Origin of the sequence: Alicyclobacillus tolerans, assembly GCF_900142255.1 — a bacterium.
In the GTDB taxonomy this organism is placed as follows: domain Bacteria; phylum Bacillota; class Bacilli; order Alicyclobacillales; family Alicyclobacillaceae; genus Alicyclobacillus_I; species Alicyclobacillus_I tolerans.
On the sequence record NZ_FRAF01000001.1, the window covers coordinates 153354 to 170546 of the forward strand.

A 17193-nucleotide genomic window follows, 5' to 3' on the forward strand; every position below is an offset into this window, starting at 1 on the left:
TTTTTTAAAAAACTGGCAGTTTCATTCAAAAAGCAAACGGGAGAATGTAACATTTTCTCCCGCTGCTTCGTCTAATCATTATAGAGGACACAAGTTGCTGATACTTATTTTGAAGGTTGAATCTATGACTTAAACATTTGTCGGGCACCAAGATACTTGGGTCCCCAATAGGAATTAAATACACTATCAATACTAACACCCATATCTTGAGCATCAATCATCAACCCGTTGCCGATATAAATGCCTACATGCGAGGCACCAGGGGCATATGTGCTAAAAAACACCAAGTCTCCAGGTTGCAAATTATTTTCAGAAACCGGAATACCTTCAGCAAACTGTTCTTCAGAAGTGCGCTCTATTTGAATGCCAAAATGAGCCAACACATATTGAGTAAATCCAGAACAATCAAAGCCACTTGGCGAAGTGCCTCCCCATACATAGGGGACACCTAAAAACTGTTCAGCAAAAGAAATAATCGCACTTGCATTGCCCGTAGGCATATTAGAAATGGTTGTATTAATATAACTTTTATTTTGCATGAGCAGATTGGCTTCCTCTGTTTGCAATTCAATCTGCTGAATTTGCGACTGGGTAAGATGAATCTGGCTCTCCAGCAAGCCTCGCTGTTGTTCTTCTTGCTGAACCTGGTTCTGTGTCTGATGCAACAGTGTGGATTCATCTGCTGCAAGAACCGCGTCTGTATGCTGCAGAGTCAGCAATTCATCATGTTTGTGAACTAACTGGTGGAGTTTTTGAGATTTTTGAACGTTTTGGGCAGCCAAGCGTGCTTCAATCGTCTGTACTTCTTGCAAAAGCACATGGTTTTCTTGAGAAATTACTTCTAATCCATGTAATCGATTTAACAGATCTTGAAAACTTGTTGCATGTAAAAGAACGGATAAATACTGAACGTTGCCATTCTCATACATCAAACGCAATCTAGCGTATAAGTCGCTTTTAAACGTATTCAGCTTGATATCATTCTGATGGATTTGTTTTTGTAAACTGATTAATTCTGTCTGCAAATCTTTCATTTGCTGCTGATTGAGAAGAATAGCCTGCTGGACATTCTGTAACGAATCTTTGTATTCACTGAGTTTATTTTGGAGTACGGTTTCTTTCACTTTCTCCTTTGCAATTTGTTGATAGGTTTGATTGGATTGCTGCTGAAGCTCCTGCAACAACGTTTTTTCCTGCGTCAACGAGGAAGCCTGGGCAATTTTTTGCGCTGAAAAGGACATTGCCAGAACTGCCACCGCCGAGCAGAGAATGCGAGACACTCGACGCAAACACACCACAACTCCTATCTTCTCTTCATATCTTCCTGACCTTTTGGTCTGCACGCCTAATTCGACATAAAACGCGTATTTCCTACCTTAATCCGCAAAAAAGTAATCCTTTCACTTCTGCAAGATGGAAAAAGTCATGAATATGGACTAACCTGAGCCACCTTCTGGATACGCTATAATATAGAGAAGTAAGCTGGGACAAAGTTTAGGAAACAGACCCAGGAGGGCGGAAATGAGAAAGTTTCCTCGATGGCGTGTATTTTATCTGTTTGTACTGATTTGCTTTGGGATTTTCAGCGCTCTTGGCGATGGACTCAATTTATGGAATCCAAGTGTTTTCGGCGGAGGGACAGGGGTAAGTGCAGCACCTTCTTATCCAACTGCTGCTGGTGCGAAGCATAATCAATTTTATGAAAACAGTCTAACACCAAGCGAATGGATACAACTGGTTCATTTGAAGAAGGCACAGCAACTTGGTAACTTTGGAAAAGGTGAAACCATTGCCTTATTTGAAACCAATGGTTATTTCAGCATGCCTTCTTACCTCTCTTTCTGTAAAAGTTTTGCTTCTACCGATCCATCCTTGCTATACCCTAATCAGATTGATGTTTGGACAGATGGAAAGCTACTTCACTTAAACCGTTCATCACAAATTATCCGCCCAAATGCAGAGACACTTTTAGATACGGAATGGGCTCATGTTGTAGCCCCCAAAGCTCGATTACTTATCGTAGATATTCACCAGTCCGGCATTCAACATCCACTCACCTTGTCAACTATGCAAAGTTTATTTAAAAAGTTACATGTGACTGTAGTGAGTTCATCTATAGAACAGGGATTACAGCCTCTGATGACGCATAACCCGTTGCTTCAAGAAAGGACATTTGGCAGTCGACAAGTATTACAATGGATCGCTAGTCATTATCCGTTTTTTCAAGCTTCTGGAGATCAGCCGGGACATGTTTCAGAAACTGTTTTTGCGCCACAAATGGTCATTGTCGGCGCTAGTCAGTTTGTACACCATACATGGCAAGTAGCACCTTGGGAGGGTGCTGGTCCAGCAGTTTGGACTGCATTTGCATCCTCTTTGCAACGAGAAGCTGCAAAACACCCTTTTCTGTATCGACAAACACCGGATGTTGTGTGGTTCGGTGGTAACCCGGGTGTCATTCTCTCGGATTCACGAGGTTTTTTAGGGGGAGTTGAAGGAACATCGTTGGCTACGCCAACTTTTGCAGCTCTCTTTGCTTTAGCCGATGCAGCACACGTTGAAAATACTGGTCGCCACTTGCCCAAAAACGCCAATGCGTTGCTTTATCACCTAGCACTTCAAGACCCTCATGCTTTTTCATCTATATCCGTAAAAAATACTGCCTTTAAAGATGCAAGATGGAGACCTGGTCAAGGCTTAGGAAATCCGAATCCAGATACATTTGTGCTCGATTTATCTAAATGGAACGATTCAACATTTTCACAGCGTTCACCACTCCACCTTTCACTATGGCCATTCTATCTTGGACTGGCAGCCATGTTATTATTGTTCGCTTACTGGATACGGCTAGTTGTGAGTGGCAGTTTAGCACTTGATAGACTCAGTCACCTTTATCCCCAAGTTCAGAGAAAGTTGGCGCTTTATTTTCTAAGCGGATCAGCCATTCTTCCCCTTTTACTGTTTGCTGAGCGTTATATTTTATTGATTACCTCATTGCAACTATCAGGAAGCCAATTTCAGAGAATCATTCTTTTTTCCATTATTTTATTCATCGTAACAATTTTGATTTCTTTTCTATTTTTACAATGGTATAAAGTCTATCGAACGATATTGATGGCTTCTGAATCGATTGCCCAGAAAGGAGAGCAAAAAAGGTGAATAACATCATGAGTTCCAAGGAGACCACCATATATTGGGATACCGTTGATACGCCCATAGGAGATATACGTCTCTACGCTACCCAACAGGGACTATGCTACGTATGCCTGCCAGCCGATACAGAAAGCACTGCTCACGAGTATTGTGAAAAAATTTGGGGGAAAACAGAATGGGTACATGATAGTCTTCCTATTGACAAATATAAAACACAATTAAAAGAATACTTTAATAAAAAAAGAGTAGTGTTCGATCTCGATTACGATTTGCACGGTACTCTTTTTCAAAAATCAGTATGGCAAACCCTTCTGAAAATTCCTTATGGTCACACTTGGTCCTATCAAAAACTTGCCCAAAATATTGGTCATCCTCGCGCCTATAGAGCAGTCGGCAGAGCAAATGGAGCGAATCCATTGCCTATCTTCATTCCCTGTCACCGCGTCATCGCTGTTCAAGGTAAACTTGGCGGTTACAGCGGAGGATTGGAAGTAAAACGGTTTTTGCTTTCATTGGAAGGCTCTCCAGTAGTATCATAGCGTTGTTTTTCGTAAGCTTGTAAATCGGGCAGTTGAAAATTTTCTTCACTTTCACCGAGTACCTTATACCAATTTGCCGCTGTCCAAGAATAAGAAAATCTTCTCTTTTTGCGCAAATACAATTTCATAGCCTTTTGAAGTTCTAGTCTGAGTTTATCTTGTGTAGACAGAAAGCGTGGTATGGGATGGCGCTCTTTGTCAATCAAGCTTCTGGTAATTACCATACCAGGAACCACTTTTTCACGAGGAACTTTACGCTTACGAAGAAATCTACGAATCTGCCATATTGCAAAAATGGCAATAAGAAGAAGCAGTAGAATTCCTGTCCATTCCGATAACGGAGAAGCAGCTGTTGGATGTATCACGCTATTTGCTTGATGAGCGTTCTGCTCCGAAACAGACGCATGTCTTTTCAAACGATCCAATAATCTAAAAATCTCGAAGATTTTTCCTAATAATGATTCTAATAATGGACTCAGCAGATAGAGCGTCGCTTCTCCCAAACCGCCAATCACAAAAAGTAACGCAAAAGGTAATACAACCATTACGAATACACAACCCACAACAAGGAGCAGTAGTGTTTTTAACATGAAAAATCGTTTCTCTGAGTAACTCCCTGCTAATTTCCATGAAAGAACTAACCGCATCAGCAAAAGAAAAACAATCATGGCCGTCAGCCAGCGAATAGCCCACACAGAAGAGAGGAATGACAATCCATATATAAGCACTGAAAAGCTAGCCACAGCATCTATCCAATATTGTATAAGATTATGACGAAGTAAATCTCGTGTAGTCATGGAAAGGCGATAACGAAAAATAGCTAAAGAGAACAGGAGAATATTCCATACAATTGATAGCCAGACATCTTTGACAATAGCTATCAAGCAAGCAACGAGAACAAATACTAAAAATATCGGCAGCATAGAACGAGGTGCCAAAAACTTAGTCCAAGCGAGTACCAATAAAAATCCAAACAACCACAAAGTGGATGACAAGATCAAATCTTGATGATGAAACTGTTCAGAAATCACATAAATTAAAATAGCTGGGAATATAAAAGAAACCAAACACCAATACCATGAAAAGCGAAATGGATCTTGTGACAATCGATCCTGCTTCGATTCTCGCAAACAATCATTCCCTCTTTGCTCTATTCTATCTTTCCGCAGTGATGGGCGTATCATTTTCCACCTCTTCTTTCCATCTTGGTAATTTAATAATTTCGATGGGGCGTCCGCGACGCTTTTCAGCCTCCATCCATTGCTCCTGTTCGGCAGAAAAAAAAGCACCCACAATCAGCCAAGGCGTGCGCGGAGAAGTTGAAAATCGTCGAGCTTCCTGAAGAACGTCTATCAAGGAACAGGTAGGATAAGATTCAAGAACAGCTAACAGACTGCGTAATCGACCAAATGTCACAGAACCATACCAATGTTTTTGAGGGTAATTTGACAGAAGTGCATTACTTGCGAAGAATAGAGAATTTCCACGCTCTCCTCTCTGCCATTGAGAGACAGTTGCAAGCAATAATGCACAGAGCCTATCAAAAGTAGGAGTATCTGCCTCCATCCAATATGGATTCTGCATTTGAGCATTTAAGATAACCACCCATTCTTCTGAAGTTGTGGTTTCAAACTGCTTTACCCACCAATCTCCAGTACGAGCAATGGTTTTCCAAGCAAAGTACTTGGGCGGATCACCCGCAACATAGGGACGAACATCTTTAAACAGGGACTCGTCAGGCAGTATCCAGCGCTGCGTCATACGAGTTCCAGTGAGCGCCTGCCATATGGAATGAAGCGTCTGCGATGAAGCAGCATCAGGATATACGCCAAGCTGTTCCGGGAAATGGGGCGACAAACGAAATCTTCGCAGTCCAAAACCTTCATGTATTTCTATAGAACAGATATCTCGTAACGATTTAGGACCTCGTCGCATAGCATACAGCTGGCAGACAAAAGAGATCTGTTGACCTGGCAAAAGGTAAGAAGTCCATTCTAAATACCGCAAATCCCCTTCTTTATTAAAAGCCGTTCCTTCTGGTGCATGTAAGGTAAGGTGCAAATAAGGAATCGGTAAACCTCGATGTTGTTGGATACAGATTTCTAACTGGACAAAATCGCCCACAGCACATTCTCGCTTTGTAATGGATGCAGTGGATTCTATTGAGGATTGCACCCTGCGAAACCATATTCCAGGCCATACCAATGGCGCAATGAGCAAAAGAATGGGAAGAATCCAGTACCAGACCATCCCTCCACCTCACTCCGAATATTCCCATTCTGTAGGTACAGGCACATGGTCGACAATGCGGTCGATAAACTGTTGGAATTGCTCTTCGGAATCTGTGGAAGACCAATTTCGAAACACAATCCGGTGACGAAGGATAGGCTTAATCGCAGTTTGAACATCATCTGGAGTAACAAAATCCCTGCCCTCTATCCAAGCCATAGCTCGCACAAAATGCGAAAGCGCTACAATTGCTCGCGGACTGGCACCAAGCAGCACCTCAGAATCTTCCCGTGTTGCTCGACAAAGATGAACTAAATAAGTAAGTACATCACTGTGAATTTTCACTTTCTGAACTTTATTTTGCAGTTCTAGTAAATCCATAGCTGATAGAATGGGTTCAGGCATGACAGGTGGGACAGTATGACGAAATACCATTTCCAATTCTTCATCCGCAGTTACGTAACCAAGTTTGAGTTGAACTAAAAATCTGTCTAATTGAGCTTCTGGAAGAGGGAAAACACCTTGTGACTCAATCGGATTGGCTGTAGCCATTACGCAAAAAGGAGCCTCTAATGCATAGGTCACTCCATCCACAGTAACCTGTCTTTCTGCCATAGCTTCTAGTAACGCAGATTGCGTACGCGGGGTTGCGCGATTAATTTCATCCATCAGCAATAGTTGTGTAAAAATTGGCCCCTTACGAAAACTAAAATCACCTTGGGTTGGGTTGAGTACCAATGTTCCAGTAATATCACTAGGAAGTAAATCAGGTGTTCCCTGGATTCTCTGAAAAGAAAGACCAAGAACGCGGGCAATTGTATTAGCTAAAGTGGTTTTTCCTGTACCAGGTATATCTTCGAATAAAATATGACCTGAGACCAAAATGGCTGCAAAAGCTTCCTTGACAACTTGCTTCTGACCTATAATTCGTTTGCAAACTGCGTCAATAACAGCAGCTGCTTGGTTTGTCTCCTGTATGGTTAATTCTGATTCCGCCAAAGCAACCAGCGCCCCCGTTCAAACGAAATCCTTGTTCTATCTTAAATATTATAGAGCAAAAAGATTAAGAAAGCTGATTTTTCTGGATTTCCGAACCATTTTCTTCTTTCCAGATCAATACATCGGAAGGATCCAATTGTGGTCGACGCTGATATTTGTGGGACTTGAAATTATGAATTTCCTTGTAAATTCGTGTCATAGCATTAAGAATTTCTCTTTCGTCAAGTGATTCTGGACTCCAATAATAGATATCCATATATAAGGGTTTACCATCTGCCGTTTCTCTTACATACTCGATATTTTCTGCTTTTTGAAAACCATTTTTTTCATAAAACCGTATTCGTTTAAGCGTGTCAGCATCTTCTGCATTTTCAGGCTCCACTTCAAGTAAAATCATTTTCTGTTTCTTTTTAAATGCCTGTAAAACTTTACTGCCCACTCCCTTACTACGAATATTTGGTTTAACCAGTAAATAATCGATAAAGATAAAATCTCTAAATTCAGCGTATATAACTACGTACTCATCTGTTTCCTTTTTAAAATACGCATCGTGTTCAGCAAGCAAATCTTCAAATTGAGCTCTCTTCTTCATTTCTTCATCTGGAAAATAACTCGCAAGCATTGAATACCAATCTTTTCCCATTCAACATCAATCCTTTCCGTTTAATTTAATCATACGCTATTTTACACAACAGATTGACAAGATCAGTAGAATAAAGAGGATATATAAGAAAATTGAAGTTAATCGACAAGAAGGAAGGATGGCCTTGCATCTTTTTCTTTTTCATGCGCTGTTACTACTCTTTGCCGGTTTTTGTGCCGCATTCATCGACTCCTCAGTCGGAGGAGGCGGACTTATTTCCTTACCTGCATTGATTGTGTTGGGATTGCCGCCTACTTTAGCGCTTGGCACAAATAAATTGGCTGGCACTTTATCATCAATTACCAGCTTTAGTAATTATGCCCGTACCGGTAATATCCATTTCAGACTTGTCCGGTGGCTCATGCCTCTTGGATTTGTTGGATCACTGCTTGGTGCTGCAGCTATACATCAAATATCTCCACATTTTTTACGACCACTTGTCATTATCCTTTTAATTGCTGTAACACTTTACACTCTTTTCAAACCCCAAGCTGGCTCCATTCACAGCTATATAGACGGAAAGAAATTCGCTTTTCTTGGTGCATGTCTCGCTTCTCTAATCATTGGCGCCTATGATGGCTTTTTTGGACCGGGAACCGGTTCTTTTCTTATCCTTAGTTTTGTCTTACTTGGGTTTCAATATGTGCCTGCCTCCGGAAATGCGAAATCAGTTAACCTTGCTTCCAATGCTGGTGCTCTCGCTTTTTTTTCATATGCCCATACTGTTGTTTATAGTTGGGGGCTTTTATTAGGTATAGGCATGATCGCCGGTGCTCTGACAGGTTCTCAAATCGCCATCCGTTACGGTGTAAAATACATTCGACCTGTATTTATTCTCATGACTTGTAGCATGATTGTTCAACAACTATGGAGTATCTTGTCTCATCCTCACTCATAAAAAACAGAGTTTTAAATAACTGATCATCCCACCCATACCATTTGTAAAATTTTCTTCGTGATGAAATGAGAAAGCTTGTCATACCTCTATAATGGAACCCGAATTGAGAATAGATTTTCTCAACTTGTTCCTTGAGGAGGCAAGTTATGAACCATACACTATACTCATTTCTGATTATTTTACTTTTTGCTTATCTCTTCAGTCAGCTGAGCAGTCGTCTACCCATACTACGCATTCCCGTAACTGTATCTTATTTAATATTCGGGATTATTTTACAAACGCAATGGATACCACTCTCAGAAGATGATGTGCAATGGCTCAATCATTTAGCCGACTTTGGTTTATTGTTTCTGATGTATATCTCTGGAATGGAAGTGGATATGCGTCTTTTGCAATTCCCCTCAAAAGTGGACAATCAAAAGAACAATCCAATGCTATTAGGAATCCTCATCTACTGTTCAACTTTGTTACTTTCTTACTTGTTGTGTTTAAGTATGGTTCAGTGGTTTCATATGAATGCTAATCCATACTTTCTCTGCCTATTATTTTCAACAACTTCGCTAGGTATCATATTGCCCATCTTGGAAGAAAGTGAACTGATTCACACAGATTTCGGACAATCGATTCTCATGAGTGCACTCTTGTCCGACTTTCTGACCATGGTCATTCTTTCCTTATATCTTGGCAGACTATCCGGAGATGGAGCATTTTCTACCCTCATGACGCTTGCTATACTCCCCATGACTTTGGTGATGTATCTAATACTACGTGTTATTCAACGCCTATCATATATTCGAAAATATGCTGGTGATGCCAAAAATCGCTTACGCGCAATACTCGCAATACTTGCCCTGCTTTGTATTATTGCTACAGCCACAGGAGCAGAACCTATATTGGCGAGTTTTCTTGTAGGGATGCTTGTATCTGCTCTTCCAAGTCGTGATAAAGACAAAATTCGTGACTACAGTCACGGTATTGGATACGGTTTTTTAATTCCTATATTTTTTTTATCCGTAGGTTTAGATTTTGATCTCGATACGTTCCATTCTTCTTCAGCACTACTTTTCTTGCCCATACTTCTTTTTCTAGCATTTTCCAGCAAAATTATTCCTGCTCTTTGGTTAGTTAAGCCCTATGGCTGGCGCAATATGATAGCTGGTGGAAGCCTGCTTTGTGCTAGGCTCTCTCTGATTGCAGCAGCAGCACAAATTGGTGTGACTGTCCATCAACTCACACACGCTGTGGCTGATTCTATTGTGCTGGTTGCAGCCATTACAGCATTAATTTCACCTGTGATATTTGTGAGCACCATGCAAAATCGAATTGAATCCAAAGTGTAAGAAACCTGCATGTTAAAAAAAAGGTATAATCTCTGCCCCTAGCAGGGCAAATTAGCCTATAAAGTTGCCTTGAAGTCCATACATTGCATCCTTATTGGATTCAGATGCAATAGGATACAAATTAAATCAGGAGAAGGAGAATCACAAACAGTGAGAGATATTCACGCATTTCACACCTGCTATGTTTGCAGGCATCCTATTGCCTGGGTAGGGAATTTGTGTGGTGAGTGGACCGTAGGACATGGTCGTGATATTCACGCCACCCTCACAGTTGCAGGAGATCTGGATGAACAGGGCTATCTGCCAATAGGTGTACAATTACAATGCCCAGAATGCGGAGCAGTTAATCAATTTAAAGCAAAGCATAAATTAGAGGAATCACTATAAGGTCATGCACTTTGACATTGAAAAATTTTTTATAGTGATTCCCAATTAACGTCCATATTTTCATCACGAAAATTCCTGTGAGAGATTTTTTTCTGTTCATACATATGTTGATCGGCTTCATTGACTAAATCTTTTAAACGCATCCATTCCCCTTCTGTACCGCCAATGGAAAGAGACGTTTGCTGAGCATGCAGAGGAAGATCTGGAATGCATCTTATATTGTTAATATTCTCCTGTAAACGTGAAATATCATCCAAAACATCCTCCAAATTTAAACCAGGTAGCAGAACTAAAAATTCGTCTCCACCAAAACGAATCGTAAAACCGCGATCGGCAAGCCAATGATTTACGGCACTGATAAGATGGCGCAATAATTCATCCCCCGCAGCGTGCCCAAATCGGTCATTATAATCTTTAAATCTATCGACATCTATGAATAGAAGCGACAGTTTTTCTGAAGGAGGAAACACCACTCCAACTTTTTCTTCCAGGTAATCAGTAATTTCATTTGGATTGAGTGGTTGAGTCGTATAGGTTTCAAGTTCTGTAAGAAAATGCCGATTATAACATCCTGTTAGTGCATCAGTGTAAGCTTGCCGACGGATCTGGTAATAAAGTTGCGCTGAATATAAAATACCACTCAAACGTTGGGCTACTTTGTTCATCAATGTCAACTCTGTGGGTGAGTAAAAGTTGGGATACTGAATTTTTAAGGTCATGACACCAAAAACTTCTTGTTGAAACATGAGGGGAATACGGACCATACTCCGCAATCCTAATTTGTACATTGTTTCATCTTCAATAAATTGTTGATTCTACATTAAATCTGGGTTATAATGCAATTTCTTTTGTTGATAAACCCATTCTAATCCTGTGTTTTTCACAATCATGAGCGAGCCCGAGGGAAGAGCTTGTAAACCGTTTCTTGTTACCACTTCATGAATGACGCAATAACGATGATGAAATGCCCCTAGTAATATACCAAACCGGTCAAACTCAAATCTTTCAAAAAACAAGTCCTTGATACGTTGCATCATATCGATAATACTCTTACTTTCCAGAGCGACTTGTGTACAGCGCTCCAGCCATTCATAATTTTTCAGTTCCTCCAACAGCATGAACACATAGCGCTCATCTTTCATGATATCCAAATGTTCTCCACTTGGCTGGGACGAAGTATCCATAAAATTCAGCCCCTCCTCCACACTCAAACTTCAACTCTAGACTTCGACATTTTGTTTCTGCTTGCGATTTTTCATAAATCCGTAAATCCAAATGGCTAACCCAATGGCCACCATGGGTATGGCTGTATATTGCGCCGCATCCCAATGAAGAGCATATCTTGGAGAATCACCACGCAACATTTCCATAAAAAAGCGTACAATATTATAGGTTACCAAATAATAAGCAATCGAGAATCCCTGTGGCCACCCTTTTTTACGTTGCCAGAGAATCAACAAAATGGCAAAAAGGAAAATATCAGCTTGTCCTTCCCATATAACAGCCGGCCAGAGAGGCTGAGCTCCATACTGATCGTGAGCTAAAGTTCCAGGTGGAAAAACGATGCCAAATCCTTGATGAGTTGGTGCCCCATAGGCACTCCCGTTCATAAAATCAGCGTCACGACCGATGCTCTGTCCAAGAAGAATACCCGGCGCAGCGAGATCGGCAAATCGCCAGAAATTCAATCGATATCTTTTCAGATAAACCATGGCGGCAAGAACAGCACCTACAATACCGCCCTGAATCGACAATCCCCCATGCCAGATAAGTGGAATTTGTCCAGGATGAGCAGCATAATACGGGAAATCAAAGAAGAAGACTTGCCAAAAACGAGCACCAATAATTCCGCCCAACAAACAAATGGGTGCAAGATTCCACCAATGTTCCACATCACCCGGTTCGCCTTTAGCTTTGACAAAATACAATGTCACGCCGAATCCAAGCAAAAATGCTGCAGCAAAAATGGTACTGTAAGAGCGTACCGGAAAAGCACCTATATGGAACCAATAAGAATGCAAAGAAATAGCTCCTTTCGAACAATTATCTTTACCCCATGATACTATATTGAGTGAAAGCGTCCAACTATCGTGTTGTCTATAAACTGTTGATTTTACGCATTGTGGGTATCTCTTAACCATCCTATACTGTGATAGAAAGCTCTTGAATCACCCTGAGAGGCGGTTTTATACTTTTGCATGAAATTATTTATCTTCTTCACACATACGGCTACTTTGCTCTTTACGTCATGTTGTTGCTCGAATATTTGGTATTGATTATTCCTGGTGAGACCACTTTAACTACAAGCGGTGCCTTATGGAAAAGCGGAGCTCTGCATTTACAGTTGCCCTGGATGATTGTAGCAGCCACAATGGGCACATTCAGCGGATCGATGATTGCCTACGCTATTGGCAGAATACTGGGCAGACCCGTCATTTTGAAATACGGAAAATATGTCTTCATCACCCCCAAACGATTTGAGCAAAGTGAAGCACTGTTTCGCCGTTATACGTTGCCAACTCTGATCCTATCACGCTTTATTGCTGTGGCGCGTGATATTATACCTTATATTGCCGGTATTCAAAAAGTTCGCCTGCGAGTTTTTATTCCAGCGGTTCTTCTTACATCCATTGTTTGGACGACTACATTTCTAGCCGCCGGAAGTGTTATTGATTTCTTGTGGAATCTGGTTCGCCTACACTGGAAAATTTATTTATTGCCAGCCTTGATTGTGATAGGAATAGGTATTTATGGTTATCGACTGATTCATAAGAAAATTGAATCATCACTACACGTTCAATCTGATACAAATGAAAAATCTCAGAGCTTGGAAGAATAGCAAAGCTGTTCCCTAGCTAGCAACTTTTAATGCCTGACTGACGCTCAAATGATAGATACTCTTCCTTTGCCAAGATGGTATGGCGATCACAAGCCATAATCAATTCATCATGGGGGCGAGCGCTTACACCACCAACAGAAAATAAGTGAATACTCACTCCTTCGTTTTTGGCAATTTCAACTGCAGGTATAAAGTCACTGTCACCGGCGATTAAAATGGCATGTGTAATTAAATGTTTCGTTGAATGCATGACCAAATCAGTGGCCAACATCACATCCACACGCTTCTGTTCAAGTATGGGATGACCGTCTTTATCTTGCCCACGATAAGCAAGTTTTCCTTCACGGACTGTGAAATAGGGAAGCTTACTGACAGCAGCAAAAAATCTTTGCTTACTTGAGACGAGACTCTTTTCTGCTGGACTCGGATTTTGAGTTTGATAGGGTAAACAGTTATAATAGTAAACTCTTAATAATTGACAATCTTCTGTTGTCCGTTCAATCAGTTGCACAAAATCAATCTGCGGGCTGCCAAGTCCCTTATGTATACTGTCAATATAGCCACCATCCATAAATACGGCGCAACGATTCATCTTTCGCCAACCTTCCTATCCACCCTTGGTACATCCCATCATTAATATAAAAAAACAATGATAATCAAAGTGACTTCATCATACCTTCTTAAAAAAATAAAATCTACAGTCCCCACAAGGTGCAGCTCAAATTTTAGAGCTACCCCTGCTGAACTGTAGAGGTTATCATGGCTCTATTATATGGAACAAAGTCGAATCTTGTCAACGCTTGGCGAAGTTGTGGAAATTGTTTGACATCATTTACCCAAATCAACCCGATACATGGATACATTCAAACAAACCAACAGCCTAGCCTCTTCTTTAAAATAATTTTTCACTATCAAGCAACAAAGTGACAGGACCGTCATTACAAAGATGCACATCCATCATGGCTCCGAATTGCCCCGTTTCCACGAGCAGCCCATATTCTTTCAGCAATTCGTTAAAATAAAACCAGAGTGATTGGGCTTCATCCGGCTGTGCCGCTGCCATAAAATTCGGGCGTCTTCCTTTACGAACATCACCAAAGAGTGTGAACTGTGATACAGATAAAATAGCGCCGCCCACATCTAAAACACTGCGATTCATTTTTCCCTCATCATCTTCAAATATGCGCAAATGTACAATTTTTTCAGCTAAATAGTCTGCATCCTTAGCACTATCTCCAGATTTAATACCCACTAACAAAACCAAGCCAAAAGGAATTCTCCCCACTGTATTTTTATTTACATCCACCCATGCTTCCCGGCTTCTTTGAACGACTATGCGCATTGAATTTTCCTCACCTGCCTGAATTCTCTACTGAGTAACACGTTCAACAGAGAGCGTATCTTTGAGTCTTTTCAAACGTTCCGAAACAGAACGCAAATGATCAAGATTGCGTATTCTTAAATCCAAATGTACATGAGCGATTTTTTTCTTGTCTACACGAGCATTCACGCCCATAATATCCGTTTTGGTTTCTGCTATAGCATTCATCATTTCATTAATCAAGCCATGCCTGTCCATAGCTGTGACTTCAAGTTCTACATGATAAAACCAATCTCGGCTTGATGCCCATTCGACTTCGAGCATGCGATTACCATCTGCAACTAACGGTTGTACATTAGGACAATCTTTACGATGTACCGATACTCCGCGACCACGTGTGATAAAACCGACAATTTCATCGCCCGGTACAGGATGACAACATCTTGCAAAGCGAATCAGCAAATTGTCAATTCCTTTAACTCGAACTCCCATTTCACTCACAAGTTCACGATTTTTTCGCTCCAATGTGAGAGAATCCACATCTTTAGTCTGTTGTTCACGACGGAATTTCTCAAGGATGCGAGAAACTACATGTCCTGCACTCAGTCCGCCATAACCCACTGCGGCATAGAGATCTTCCTCACGAGTAAATGAAAATTTTTGCAGGATATCCGTTAAATATGAGCCATTTAATAAGGAGACATCCAATCTCTGACGAATTAATTCACGCTCAATCGCTTCACGCCCGCGAGCAATATTTTCTTCACGTTTCTCACGTTTGAACCATTGCCGGATTTTACTTTTCGCCTGTGAAGATTTGACGATTTTTAGCCAGTCTCTGCTCGGACCATAGCCTGTTTTAGCGGTCAAAATTTCTACAATATCACCAGTACGCAATCGATAGTCAAGAGGAACCATTTTCCCGTTAACACGCGCTCCAATGCATCGATTGCCAATATCCGTATGAACACGATAGGCAAAATCAATAGGTACACTTCCAGCTGGTAAATCAAACACGTCCCCTTTAGGAGTAAAAACAAACACTTCGTCAGCAAACAAGTCAATCTTAAGGGTCTCCATAAATTCTTGAGCACCCCGAAAATCTTGCTGCCATTCCAACACTTCACGAAACCACGCTAATTTTTGAGCAAATTTGCCTTCCGCTCTTGCGCTCCCTTCTTTATAAACCCAGTGAGCCGCAATTCCATACTCAGCTGTCTGATGCATTTCCCATGTGCGAATCTGAATTTCCAACGGTTCTCCCCGAGGACCAATCACCGTTGTATGAAGGCTTTGGTACATATTCGCTTTCGGCATGGCAATATAATCTTTAAAACGGCCTGGCATTGGCTTCCACATTGTGTGAACCAGCCCCAAGACGCCGTAACAATCCTTGATACTTTCCACCGTTACTCGTACAGCAAACAGATCATAAATCTCGTTAAACTCTTTATTCTGGGTAATCATTTTTCGATAGATACTATAAATATGTTTTGCCCGTCCGGAAACTTCAGCATTCAAATCGAGATCGTCCAACTTATGTTTTAATACGTCTATCACTTCATTAATAAATCGTTCGCGCTCTTGACGTTTTTGCGCCATCAGTTCCACGATATTGTAATACTGCTCTGGATTTAAATATCGAAAAGCAATATCTTCAAGTTCCCATTTAACCGTGTAAATCCCCAATCTATGAGCAAGAGGTGCAAAAATTTCTAAAGTTTCACGAGCTGTACGCAGCTGTTTGTCTGGAGGTTGATATTTAAGTGTGCGCATGTTATGCAATCGATCGGCTAATTTAATAATCAGTACACGAATATCACGTGCCATGGCTAGAAACATCTTGCGTAAATTCTCTGCCTGCTGTTCTTCACGAGAATCAAATTTAATCCGCTTCAGTTTCGTAACACCGTCAACTAGCGCTGCAACGTCCGCACCAAAATGCTGCACTAAATCTGCATCTGTTACTTGTGTGTCTTCCACGACATCATGAAGCAGGCCCGCCACAATTGTAGTTGCGTCCAATTTTAAATCAGCTAATATGTTTGCAACCGCCAACGGATGCGTGATGTAAGGTTCTCCTGATTTGCGAAATTGTCCTTCATGGGCTTTACGCGCTAATTCGTAAGCGCGACGAATCGTCTCAACTTCATCCGCCTCACTATACGCCGACACAATATGACAGAGATCGTCCAGTGAACGTTCTTCGCTTACCATCCACCGAAACCTCCTCGCTTTGCGAGTCTATAGGTGACTCGTTGCCATTTGTCCCTTTCAATCGTACTGAACCAATGTCTGAATAGGCAACTGAGGAATTTTGTCCAAAAGAACTTGCCGTCCACCAAGTTCTTTTAGTTCTATCAAAAACGCCGCTCCAACCACAATACCGCCTAATTGTTGAACCAAATCAATAGTTGCGCTCATTGTCCCACCAGTGGCCAACAAGTCATCCGCTACTAAAACGCGTTGACCCTGCATGATGGCATCTTCATGAATTTCCAAAGTATCCTCTCCATATTCAAGTGCATAACTGGCTGATCTCGTTTTATATGGCAATTTCCCTTTTTTTCTTACAGGCGCAAATCCACAACCAGTTACGACGGCAAGGGGAGCTCCTATGACGTAGCCTCGAGCCTCCGGACCTACAACCATTTGCGCTTGACACTGGTTGCAAAACTCAGCCAGAGTTTGTATCGATTGTTGATATAACAAACCATTAGCCAATAGAGGCGTAATATCCCGAAACAATATACCTTTCTTTGGAAAATCAGGGATGTCCCGAATCATTTCACGAAATCGCATAATACCCTCTCCAAAATCATAAACTTGGTAACGAATGTCTTCC

General features: G+C 41.3%; 18 protein-coding genes. 6 read left to right on the top strand and 12 right to left on the bottom strand.

The genetic code is table 11. From position 1 onward, the window contains the following. Window positions 1–122 precede the first annotated feature (122 nt). On the bottom strand, window positions 123–1280 hold the full coding sequence (locus BUA75_RS00790; RefSeq protein WP_242650220.1) for a C40 family peptidase: 1158 nt from the start codon (window positions 1278–1280) through the stop codon (window positions 123–125). Window positions 1281–1521: 241 nt separating this feature from the next. Here BUA75_RS00790 and BUA75_RS00795 point away from each other — a divergent pair, with 241 nt between their 5' ends. After that, window positions 1522–3159, top strand: a complete 1638-nt coding sequence (locus tag BUA75_RS00795; RefSeq protein WP_072872663.1) for a hypothetical protein — start codon at window positions 1522–1524, stop codon at window positions 3157–3159. Window positions 3160–3167: 8 nt separating this feature from the next. Then, window positions 3168–3692 (top strand): methylated-DNA--[protein]-cysteine S-methyltransferase, encoded by a 525-nt coding sequence (locus BUA75_RS00800; protein ID WP_072872758.1) that lies wholly within the window; start codon window positions 3168–3170, stop codon window positions 3690–3692. Here the strand turns inward: BUA75_RS00800 and BUA75_RS00805 are convergent. The 4 genes from BUA75_RS00805 to BUA75_RS00820 all read right to left on the bottom strand — a co-directional run bounded on the left by BUA75_RS00805 (window position 3626) and on the right by BUA75_RS00820 (window position 7563). Further along, entirely contained in the window at window positions 3626–4822 is a 1197-nt protein-coding gene (locus BUA75_RS00805) for a hypothetical protein (RefSeq protein WP_072872664.1), read from the bottom strand. The genes BUA75_RS00800 and BUA75_RS00805 overlap by 67 nt on opposite strands. Window positions 4823–4847: 25 nt before the next feature. Next, the gene (locus BUA75_RS00810) at window positions 4848–5942 is read right to left on the bottom strand and encodes a DUF58 domain-containing protein (protein WP_072872665.1); all 1095 of its coding nucleotides are present in this window, start codon (window positions 5940–5942) and stop codon (window positions 4848–4850) included. A 9-nt stretch (window positions 5943–5951) separates the two neighbouring features. Beyond that, window positions 5952–6920: an AAA family ATPase gene (locus BUA75_RS00815; protein WP_242650215.1), complete on the bottom strand. Its 969-nt coding sequence runs from the start codon at window positions 6918–6920 to the stop codon at window positions 5952–5954. A gap of 64 nt (window positions 6921–6984) precedes the next feature. After that, window positions 6985–7563, bottom strand: a complete 579-nt coding sequence (locus BUA75_RS00820) for a GNAT family N-acetyltransferase (RefSeq protein WP_072872666.1) — start codon at window positions 7561–7563, stop codon at window positions 6985–6987. 118 nt (window positions 7564–7681) lie between these two features. Here BUA75_RS00820 and BUA75_RS00825 point away from each other — a divergent pair, with 118 nt between their 5' ends. From BUA75_RS00825 to BUA75_RS00835, 3 genes are all read left to right on the top strand, one after another. Next, window positions 7682–8461 carry a TSUP family transporter gene (locus BUA75_RS00825; RefSeq protein ID WP_072872667.1) on the top strand — a complete coding sequence of 260 codons (780 nt, stop codon included), beginning with the start codon at window positions 7682–7684 and terminating at the stop codon, window positions 8459–8461. Between the two features lie 146 nt (window positions 8462–8607). Continuing rightward, entirely contained in the window at window positions 8608–9801 is a 1194-nt protein-coding gene (locus BUA75_RS00830; protein ID WP_072872668.1) for a cation:proton antiporter, read from the top strand. Window positions 9802–9951: 150 nt separating this feature from the next. Further along, on the top strand, window positions 9952–10188 hold the full coding sequence (locus tag BUA75_RS00835) for a hypothetical protein (RefSeq protein ID WP_083573966.1): 237 nt from the start codon (window positions 9952–9954) through the stop codon (window positions 10186–10188). A gap of 29 nt (window positions 10189–10217) precedes the next feature. Here BUA75_RS00835 and BUA75_RS00840 read toward each other — a convergent pair whose 3' ends face one another. From BUA75_RS00840 to lgt, 3 genes are all read right to left on the bottom strand, one after another. Next, window positions 10218–10934 carry a GGDEF domain-containing protein gene (locus BUA75_RS00840; protein WP_207549672.1) on the bottom strand — a complete coding sequence of 239 codons (717 nt, stop codon included), beginning with the start codon at window positions 10932–10934 and terminating at the stop codon, window positions 10218–10220. Between the two features lie 69 nt (window positions 10935–11003). Continuing rightward, window positions 11004–11372 (bottom strand): hypothetical protein, encoded by a 369-nt coding sequence (locus BUA75_RS00845; RefSeq protein ID WP_072872670.1) that lies wholly within the window; start codon window positions 11370–11372, stop codon window positions 11004–11006. 36 nt (window positions 11373–11408) lie between these two features. Then, window positions 11409–12209 carry a prolipoprotein diacylglyceryl transferase gene (gene lgt, locus BUA75_RS00850; protein WP_072872671.1) on the bottom strand — a complete coding sequence of 267 codons (801 nt, stop codon included), beginning with the start codon at window positions 12207–12209 and terminating at the stop codon, window positions 11409–11411. A 173-nt stretch (window positions 12210–12382) separates the two neighbouring features. Here lgt and BUA75_RS00855 point away from each other — a divergent pair, with 173 nt between their 5' ends. Then, window positions 12383–13027: a DedA family protein gene (locus BUA75_RS00855; RefSeq protein ID WP_072872672.1), complete on the top strand. Its 645-nt coding sequence runs from the start codon at window positions 12383–12385 to the stop codon at window positions 13025–13027. 16 nt (window positions 13028–13043) lie between these two features. Here the strand turns inward: BUA75_RS00855 and BUA75_RS00860 are convergent, their stop codons facing one another. The 4 genes from BUA75_RS00860 to BUA75_RS00875 all read right to left on the bottom strand — a co-directional run bounded on the left by BUA75_RS00860 (window position 13044) and on the right by BUA75_RS00875 (window position 17150). Further along, window positions 13044–13619 (bottom strand): NYN domain-containing protein, encoded by a 576-nt coding sequence (locus BUA75_RS00860; RefSeq protein ID WP_072872673.1) that lies wholly within the window; start codon window positions 13617–13619, stop codon window positions 13044–13046. A gap of 300 nt (window positions 13620–13919) precedes the next feature. Beyond that, the gene (gene dtd / locus BUA75_RS00865) at window positions 13920–14369 is read right to left on the bottom strand and encodes a D-aminoacyl-tRNA deacylase (protein ID WP_072872674.1); all 450 of its coding nucleotides are present in this window, start codon (window positions 14367–14369) and stop codon (window positions 13920–13922) included. A 27-nt stretch (window positions 14370–14396) separates the two neighbouring features. Further along, complete coding sequence (locus BUA75_RS00870) at window positions 14397–16565, bottom strand: RelA/SpoT family protein (RefSeq protein ID WP_072872675.1); 2169 nt, start codon at window positions 16563–16565, stop codon at window positions 14397–14399. A gap of 57 nt (window positions 16566–16622) precedes the next feature. Beyond that, on the bottom strand, window positions 16623–17150 hold the full coding sequence (locus tag BUA75_RS00875; protein ID WP_072872761.1) for an adenine phosphoribosyltransferase: 528 nt from the start codon (window positions 17148–17150) through the stop codon (window positions 16623–16625). Between the last annotated feature and the right edge of the window lie 43 nt (window positions 17151–17193).